The 8,426-nt window shown below is 45.8% G+C and carries 7 protein-coding genes; 5 read left to right on the top strand and 2 right to left on the bottom strand.

All coding sequences use genetic code 11. The annotated features are described in order from the left end of the window. Nucleotides 1-30: 30 nt before the first annotated feature. Nucleotides 31-1,770, bottom strand: coding sequence for a DEAD/DEAH box helicase (locus tag QTO00_RS10430; protein ID WP_331424723.1), 1,740 nt, complete (start codon nucleotides 1,768-1,770; stop codon nucleotides 31-33). A gap of 73 nt (nucleotides 1,771-1,843) precedes the next feature. Between QTO00_RS10430 and rsuA the strand changes: the two genes are divergently transcribed. The 3 genes from rsuA to QTO00_RS10415 all read left to right on the top strand — a co-directional run bounded on the left by rsuA (nucleotide 1,844) and on the right by QTO00_RS10415 (nucleotide 4,565). Further along, entirely contained in the window at nucleotides 1,844-2,545 is a 702-nt protein-coding gene (rsuA, locus tag QTO00_RS10425) for a 16S rRNA pseudouridine(516) synthase RsuA (RefSeq protein ID WP_331424722.1), read from the top strand. 155 nt (nucleotides 2,546-2,700) lie between these two features. Beyond that, complete coding sequence (locus QTO00_RS10420; RefSeq protein WP_331424721.1) at nucleotides 2,701-3,906, top strand: Bcr/CflA family multidrug efflux MFS transporter; 1,206 nt, start codon at nucleotides 2,701-2,703, stop codon at nucleotides 3,904-3,906. Continuing rightward, a complete protein-coding gene (locus QTO00_RS10415) occupies nucleotides 3,906-4,565 on the top strand; it encodes a DUF2913 family protein (protein WP_331424720.1) in 660 nt (219 codons plus the stop codon). The genes QTO00_RS10420 and QTO00_RS10415 overlap by 1 nt, the downstream gene beginning before the upstream one ends. 28 nt (nucleotides 4,566-4,593) lie before the next feature. On the opposite strand, the gene QTO00_RS10410 is transcribed toward QTO00_RS10415, so the two are convergent. Continuing rightward, nucleotides 4,594-6,027 carry a DUF2867 domain-containing protein gene (locus QTO00_RS10410; RefSeq protein WP_331424719.1) on the bottom strand — a complete coding sequence of 478 codons (1,434 nt, stop codon included), beginning with the start codon at nucleotides 6,025-6,027 and terminating at the stop codon, nucleotides 4,594-4,596. 171 nt (nucleotides 6,028-6,198) lie between these two features. Here QTO00_RS10410 and QTO00_RS10405 point away from each other — a divergent pair, with 171 nt between their 5' ends. Then, nucleotides 6,199-7,506, top strand: a complete 1,308-nt coding sequence (locus QTO00_RS10405; protein ID WP_443088916.1) for an MATE family efflux transporter — start codon at nucleotides 6,199-6,201, stop codon at nucleotides 7,504-7,506. 123 nt (nucleotides 7,507-7,629) lie between these two features. Next, on the top strand, nucleotides 7,630-8,301 hold the full coding sequence (locus tag QTO00_RS10400; RefSeq protein ID WP_331424716.1) for an ABC transporter ATP-binding protein: 672 nt from the start codon (nucleotides 7,630-7,632) through the stop codon (nucleotides 8,299-8,301). Nucleotides 8,302-8,426: the final 125 nt, after the last annotated feature.

Here is an 8,426-nt window from a genome sequence, read left to right as displayed (position 1 = left end):
ATTGATAGATGAACACCAAATGAATTTACCTTAGTTCGTTAATTCATCAGCAAAAATCTTATCGCGCATTTTCCAAAATCGTCCTGACTTTCTTGCTATGACGAACTGTGGTGGACGGAAGCGGTGTTGATTGTTGACCACTTTGGTTGGTGAAGCATCTTCAAAAGGGCGATGTTTGTCGGCGAGGTGTGGGCGAACAAACTGATCTTTGAAACGTTGTTTTTGATTCTTAGTGGTCAAAGACCAAAATTCGCTAACCTGAGCTTGGTTATCGCCGATGTAAGAGACTTTTAAGCTGCTCTTACCCTTATCGTCTTTATGAACAGTTAAATCCATTTCTCGACACTCAAAGACAAGTGCATCTTTAAGGTTCAACGCCTCTTTAAGTTTTTTGTCTGGGTCGACTAAGGTTGCGTCACACTCATGACAGATCCGCGCGGCAATATCGTTGTCAGCGCCACATTCGCCACAGTATTTAGCTCTAAAACGGTAGTCACAGTGCTCGCGCTCGCCGGTCTCTTCATCTTCGAAAAAACCTTGGCATTTTCGGCCAAAATGTTCGAGCAGAAAGCCATTACTGTCTAATTTGCCCCAGAAGTTGTTATTGAAGCCGCAAGCAGGGCAGGGAATGGTGATGATTTCACTGTCTGAGTCGGGTTTAGCATCACCAACTTCAGGTTGATAGAGATCGTAACTGTTACCAGCATAATCCAAAACCAAACATTCCGTTTTACCCGGTGATAAGCGTAGTCCACGGCCCACGATCTGTTGATAGAGACTGATTGACTCTGTTGGACGTAAGATGGCTATCAGATCGACATGTGGTGCATCAAAGCCAGTAGTTAGCACCGATACATTTACAAGGTACCTTATTTTTTTATCTTTGAAGTTCTGGATGATGGCGTCGCGTTCAGGTGTTGGTGTGTCACCGATAACAATTGCGGTCTGTCCTTCAGGCAATAAGCCGAAGATTTCTTGGGCGTGGCGAACCGTAGCGGCAAAAATCATGACGCCTTGTCGTTCTGAAGACATCTGGATAATTTGCTCGACAATTTGTGGTGTGGCGCGTTTGGCCTTGTCGATGACCATGTCCATTTCAGACTCTTTGTATCGCCCTGTATTCGCGGGTTTGAGCTGCGAAAAGTCATAGCTCAACACTGGCGCATCCATCATTTTCGCTGGCGTTAAAAAGTTTTCGTCGAGCAAGTATCGGATGGGTAACTCAAATATGCAGTCGCGGAAAAAACGTGGTTCCTCGCTGCGCACCAGACCTCTAGTGTGGTATTGATAAATCCACCCCATACCGAGCCGATAAGGTGTTGCAGTCAGCCCAAGCACTTTAATCCCAGCGTTCTGTTCGCGTAGGTGGTTGATAACTTTTTGATAGCTAGTGTTTTTATCATCTGGCACGCGATGGCACTCGTCGATAACCAATAGTGAAAATTGATTTTTAAACTGGTCGAGATTGCGAACAACAGATTGAACCGAGGCAAATACCACTTGTTGGTCGGTCTCTTTGCGGCCGAGTCCGGCTGAAAAAATCGAGCCTTTGAGTCCGTACCCTTCGTATTTTTGATGGTTCTGTTCGACGAGCTCTTTGACATGGGCAAGCACAAGTACGCGCCCTTTTGCCAGCCGAGCAAGTTCGGCGATCACTAAGCTTTTTCCTGCCCCAGTGGGCAGTACCAATACCGCTGGAGTGGAGTGCTTGCGAAAGTAATGAATAACTGCTTTGACGGAATCAGCCTGATAGGGACGAAGTGTATACATAAAATGTGTGAAATAGCTCAACTATTTAGTCTAGTCGCACTATAATACCCCACCTAGCAAAGATGAGGTATTCATGCGTTTAGATAAATATCTATGTGATGCACTTGGTGCGACACGTAAAGAAGCAACAAAAATCATTAAAAGCGGTGACGTTACGGTTAATGACGTAGTGCAGAAAAGCGGTGCGGTTAAGGTAACGGAAGAGTGCACGGTAGAGTGGCAAGGTCGCGAGATCCAAAAGCCAGGCCCGCGTTATATTATGCTTTTCAAACCCGATGGTTTTGTCTGCTCGCATGAAGATGGTTTTAATCAAACAGCGTTTATGTTGCTTGATGAAGTAAAAATGGGAGACCTACACTTTGCAGGTCGCTTAGATGTCGATACTACAGGTCTTGTGTTGATTACTGACGATGGTCAATGGTCTCACCGTATTACTTCTCCTAAACATAAGTGTGAAAAGACTTACCGAGTTTGGTTGGTTGATCCTCTTGAAGCAGATTATGCCGAGAAATTTGCTCAAGGTATTCAGCTGCGCAACGAAAAAGGCTTAACACTACCTGCCAAACTTGAAGTGGTTGACGAGGAAGAGAAAGAAGTCCTGTTGACCATTACTGAAGGTAAATACCATCAGGTTAAACGTATGTTTGCGGCCCTTGGCAATAAAGTTGAGCACCTTCACCGTGAACGTATTGGTGATATTGAATTGTGTGAAACATTGGAGCCGGGCGAATATCGTTACTTAACGCAGCAAGAAATCGACTCTGTTTGGAAATAATTCTTTATTTAGGAAATAGTTTACTTCCATTTGGGAACTAGTCTTTTGGGCAAAAATCGCTGAATATAGTCCGATTCACCTGACACTTCGTGTCCATTATTCTGTTTGGTTGCAGCACGGAAGCTGCATCTGATTCGCAACCGAGTAGGAAATTTATGTCTGAAAGATCATTAGATCAAACTAAAGCGCCACAAATTAGCTTCTTATTGTTCCTTGTTCTAGGCGCAATCGGTGCGCTAACGCCATTAGCTATCGATATGTACTTGCCTGCGATGCCGTCCATCGCTAAAGACCTTGGGGTCGTAGAAGGGGCTGTGCAGATAACGTTAACCGCATACACCGCAGGTTTTGCCATTGGCCAGCTGATTCATGGCCCGTTAGCCGATAGTTATGGCCGCAGGCCAGTTTTGATTTTAGGCGTACTGTTTTTTGGTCTGGCTTCTGTTGTCAGTGCGACCACAACCGGTATTGAAGCCTTAACCTGGGTACGTACAGCGCAAGGTTTTGCCGGGGCGGCGGCGGCGGTGATCATTCAAGCGGTGGTGCGTGATATGTTCGATCGAGAAGATTTTGCACGGGCGATGTCTTTCGTCACCTTAGTGATTACAATTGCCCCCCTCATCGCACCGATGATTGGCGGTTATGTTGCTGTATGGTTTGGTTGGCGAGCAATTTTCTGGATCCTTGCGGGCTTCTCTGTCGTGGTTATTTGCCTTGTGTTGTGGAAGATTCCAGAAACGTTAAGCGCTGAGAACAAGCAACCATTTCGAATTCGCAATACGTTAAGAAACTATGTCAGGCTAGCTAGAAACCCTGAGGCAATGGGGCTGATCTTCTCTGGTGCATTCTCATTCGCTGGTATGTTTGCGTTTTTAACTGCGGGTTCGTTTGTCTATATTGATATCTACGGCGTGCCCCCTGAGCAGTTTGGTTACTTGTTTGGATTGAATATTATTGCGATGATCGTTATGACAAGCATTAACGGTCGATTGGTGAAAAAGGTTGGCTCTCATGCGATGCTGCGATTTGGATTGTTTATTCAATTGATTGCAGGTGTTGGTTTGTTTGTGGCTTGGTTGCTAGACGCAGGTTTATGGGGAACCGTTGTGTTTGTTGTCATGTTCATCGGAACGTTGTCGACTATTGGTAGTAACGCTATGGGCTTGCTATTAAGTGGATACCCAACAATGGCAGGAACGGCATCATCGCTAGCGGGCACGTTGCGTTTTGGTACAGGTTCTGTGATTGGTGCTATTGTGGCATTTATGCCGGGCGGAGTGACTTGGCCGATGATCACGGTGATGAGCGCGTGTTCGATTATCTCGGCAGCATGTTATTGGATATTTGGAAGAAAGGCGTAATGTCTCAGTACACAGTAGAAATACAAAAACTCGTTAATACAGCACTCGATGATATTGCTAAAGAGCATAATGCTGGCAAGTTAACCAACGGCCCTACGGCAAATAATCTTTACTTGGTACGTTGGATTACTAAAGCGATCAAGTCTCAACAGTTTCCACGCATTGTGGCGGATGATCTGATTCGTTGGCAGAAAACTGGACGCTCAAAGGGTAACAGCGCTGGGTTGATGCAGACATTTCAGCGAATTTCTAAGTTCTATGCTCAGTTTTTCCCTGAAGGGCAAGAAGAACGCGTACTGAAAGATTTTCAGATCAACGAATTCATCGACATGATGGAAGAGCAGGGTTGGGAAGTAACAACCTCTGAAGAGCTGGTTAATTGCGGTAAAGTACAGATCTTTACTGAAGGTCCAAACTCGCTAGCAATGTGTACCGAGCAGTGTGAAACCAGTTTTGATGGTGAAGATATGATTAAACCGATGAGTTGGTTTGTGCGCGGTCACCATGCTGATTTTGTCGAGAAAGCGTCAGCTGCGGGTTTTATGGTGCATAAGGTGACGGACTATAAGTCGAATGTGAAGTACCACGGTGAGTACTTAGTCTTCCCGGCTAACCGAGGTGATCGATTAGCTGAAATTCCGTTAAGTTTGACGGTTTAAGCCGTTCTGAAATGATTGAGAGCTTCCATTAAGGAAGCTCTTTTGCTTTTCGCACTATCGCTTTGACCATACCCTTAAAGATAAACAGGTGAGCGGGCATCATTGCGAACCAGTAAAGTAGGCCTCTAAAGCCCTGAGGGTGCCACCAAGCCGTAACGGTGAGCTTTCGTCTGTTGCCCAAGTCTTCAATTACAAATTCAAGCCTGCCTAATCCCGGCCCTTGCATACCAAACAGCAGTGAAATAAATTGGTTCTCCTCACAGCGGATAACTTTCCAAGAGTCAATGTAGTCGCCGACTTGTAATTCTGGTCCTGCTGGTGAGCGTCGAACAGGTTTACCACCACCAAAGAAGATATCGAGCCATTCACGAGTTCGCCAAAGAGCGTTGGCAAAGAAGTATCCTTCTTTTTTGCTACCTATTTGTTTGATCATTTGCCATAGCTGAGCAGCAGAAAGCTCAGTTTCGACTTCTGCACCTGTCTGTTTAGGGTAGTAGCCATAACCGGTCTGCCATCTTGACAGTGCCGCAGGGTCAAAGCCCCAAACATTACTGCGAACAAACTCCCCCTCTTGTTCGATGCTGTTGGCTACCATCTGATTAAACGTGACTAATTGTTGAGGAAACTTTTTCACGATCTTTTGGTTATCAGCAATAAAGTCATGCTCAAGGCCAGACAATAGGGCGGCCCCGATGCTAGATGGTACAGACGTTACTATACCCAACCAGCGTGAGGCCATTTTCGGTGTTAGCAATGAGGTGGATAGAATAGAGATCGGCTTGCGAATCGTTGTAGCAATCACGCTAAATTGTTCCCGATAACTAAGGGTGTTTGGCCCACCGACTTCGAATAGTTGATGCGCTTCAGGCTGCTCTTCAGCGAATGACAGTAAATAGTGGTTGAGATTTTCAAGCGCAATTGGATTGGCTTTAGAGTCTACCCATTTTGGCGTGATAAGCACGGGCATGTTGTAGACGAAGTCGCGCATGATTTCGAAAGCAGCAGAACCCGGCCCAATGATCACGCCTGCACGCAGTTCTGTAATAGGAACGCCAGCGCTGCGTATGATATCACCCGTCATACGGCGTGCTTTAAGGTGGCGAGAATCACCAGTTTGAGGTTGAATTGCACTTAAATAGATGACGTGTTTCACTTGGCTGTGGCTAAGTGCACTCTTGAAATGCTCTGCCAGTGATATCTCATAATCTAAGAAGTCGTGGCCATGAGCCATACCGTGGACCAAGAAGTAAATTAAGTCGAAATCAGGAATTAACGCCTTTGTTTTAGCTTCGTCGGCAAGGTCTAAATAGCATAGCGATAAGTTTGAATGAGGCTCAACACGAGCGTTAAGGTAGTCTATTTGCCGAGCCGCCGCGGTGACCTTGTAACCTTTTTCACATAACTGTGAAAGAAGCTGTGAGCCCACGTAGCCAGAGGCGCCTAAAACCAGCACTTTTTTCATCCATAACCCCTATGGTTTTGATGGTTTCATATCAATAGTCATCATATAATAACCGTCTCTTCTTTTCTGTCTTTCATACAGTTGCATTTTTGAGGTGCGCGATTGATAACTCTTTCCAATGTTCTAGCTCATACCCGTGGTGATTTTATACGTCGATTAGTCGCTATCGCGATGCCTATCACGCTACAAAGTATTATGTTTTCCAGCCGAGGCTTGGTCGACGTGTTAATGCTTGGTCAATTAGGTGAGGCCGAAATAGCCGCTGTAGGTGTAGCAGCGCGAGCCACTTTTGTCACCACGATTATGTTGGTGGGTGTAACTACAGGTGGTGCACTCCTTACCGCTCAATATTGGGGAGCAAGTGACAGAAAAGGCGTGCGTGAAAGTACCGCGCTAACTTGGTTAGTCTGTATGGTGTTTGCGGCGATTACTGCACTGCTGTTTGTTTTATTTCCATCTCAAGTCATGGGGCTGGCGACAAATGATCCTGCCGTAAATGCATTAGGTGCCCAATACTTGGTGATTACTTCGGTTTCTATGTTTGCAGTCGCGTGTGTTGCGAGTATGGCTGTGGGTCTGAGAGCAATGCATAAACCAGGGCTGAGTACCTTTTTCAGTGGTATCGGCATCTTATCTAACGTTTTCCTTAATTGGGTGTTTATCTTTGGTAAGTTTGGTGTGCCGCCTATGGGAATCAAGGGAGCCGCTATTGCGACTGTATTAAGTGGCGCGATTGAAGTTGCAACACTGTTTGGTTACCTGTACGCCAAAAAGCACCTGCTCGCCTTTGGTATCCATGATGTGCGTAATGTTTTGGTATGGACCCGTGTAGCAAAGTTTTTGAAACTGTCACTCCCGACTACCTTTAACTTCTTGGCATGGGCGGGGGGACTGTTCGCTTATCATGCGATCATGGGCCAGTCGGGCGTTCAGGGTTTAGCAGCGTTGTCGGTGATGTCTCCAGTAGAGTCTATTGCACTCGCGTTGTTAATTGGTATGTCCAACGCCGCTGCGGTGTTAGTTGGTAACCAGATCGGCGCGAAGAAATACGACGAAGTTTATTATCAAGCCATTGGCGTTACCTGCTTAAGTTTGTTGGTCGGCATTGTGGTCGCAGTATTGCTGTACTTTGTTCAAGGTTTGGTTCTTGATGCGTTTAGTGCGTTAACGTCTGAAACACGTGCGTTATCTGAAAAGTTCATGTTGGTACTTAGCGTTGGTATTGTCCTGCGTTCTATCCCGATGATGGCGATTGTCGGTGTGCTTAGAGCGGGGGGAGACGTTAAGTTTTGCCTGTATCAAGATTTAGTCGCTCAGTGGTTAATTGGAATTCCACTTGCTGCATTTGCGGCGATCGGGCTAGGTTGGGAACCCGAGTGGATCTATTTTCTGTTTTTAACTGAAGAGATGATTAAGTGGGTGGGCTCGTTGTACCGGATGAAAACGCGTCGTTGGGTGCGAAATTTGATTGAAAATTAGACATTGCGCGTGCAGTTAGTGCATTTAGATGCTTATCTTGTGATCCAGTATCCAAAATGCTTTCTTGAATCGGCAATTTAGTGTAGATTCACACTCCTATTTTTAAGGTTTTCGAGAGTATTAATGTTACAACTAACAGACCTATGTAAGGGCTATTTAGACGGTGGTGAATTTCATCCTGTTTTACAAGGTGCTGAGTTGTCTCTAAAACAGGGTGAACAAGTCGCCTTGATGGGTGAAAGTGGTTCAGGCAAAAGTACTTTGCTCAACCTAATCGCTGGCTTGGATACTGTCGACTCTGGCGAAGTTTGCTTCCCTAACTTCTCAATGCACGAAGTCACTGAAACGAAGCGAACAGCCTACCGCCGCAATAACATTGGTCTTATATTTCAACAATTTAATCTTCTACCAACGTTGAATGTTGCCGACAATATTCGTTTTTGTCGCCAACTTAAGGGCTTACCAGAGGATTCTGGCCTTTGGCGTCAGATCCTTTCTGCTCTTGACCTAATGCCTCTGCTTGGCCGCTATCCAGAAGAGGTGTCTGGTGGTCAACAGCAGAGAGCCGCAATTGCTCGCGCCTTGTATATGGAACCTAAAATTCTGTTGGCGGATGAACCTACGGGTAGTCTTGATGAGCGTAATGCGGAAGCCGTAATGCGACTGCTCACCACATTAACTAAGCAACTTGATTGTACGCTGCTGTTGGTCACGCATAGCGAGCGAGTTGCCGACCATATGGAAGGAAAAATAAGGCTTCAAGGGGGATCGCTGCATGTTATGGCCCGTAGTTAAAGCGTTACTCGGCCACTATAAGCGTCATCCTTTTCAAATCTTGTTAGTTTGGCTTGGCCTTACTCTTGGCGTTTCTCTTCTCGTTGGTGTTAGTTCTATAAATAATCATGCTCGTCAAAGCTATG

Origin of the sequence: Vibrio sp. M260118 (genome assembly GCF_036533755.1) — a bacterium.
Classification (GTDB): domain Bacteria; phylum Pseudomonadota; class Gammaproteobacteria; order Enterobacterales; family Vibrionaceae; genus Vibrio.
Note: the sequence above shows the minus strand (reverse complement) of the source record. Positions and strands in the feature narration are given on the sequence as shown.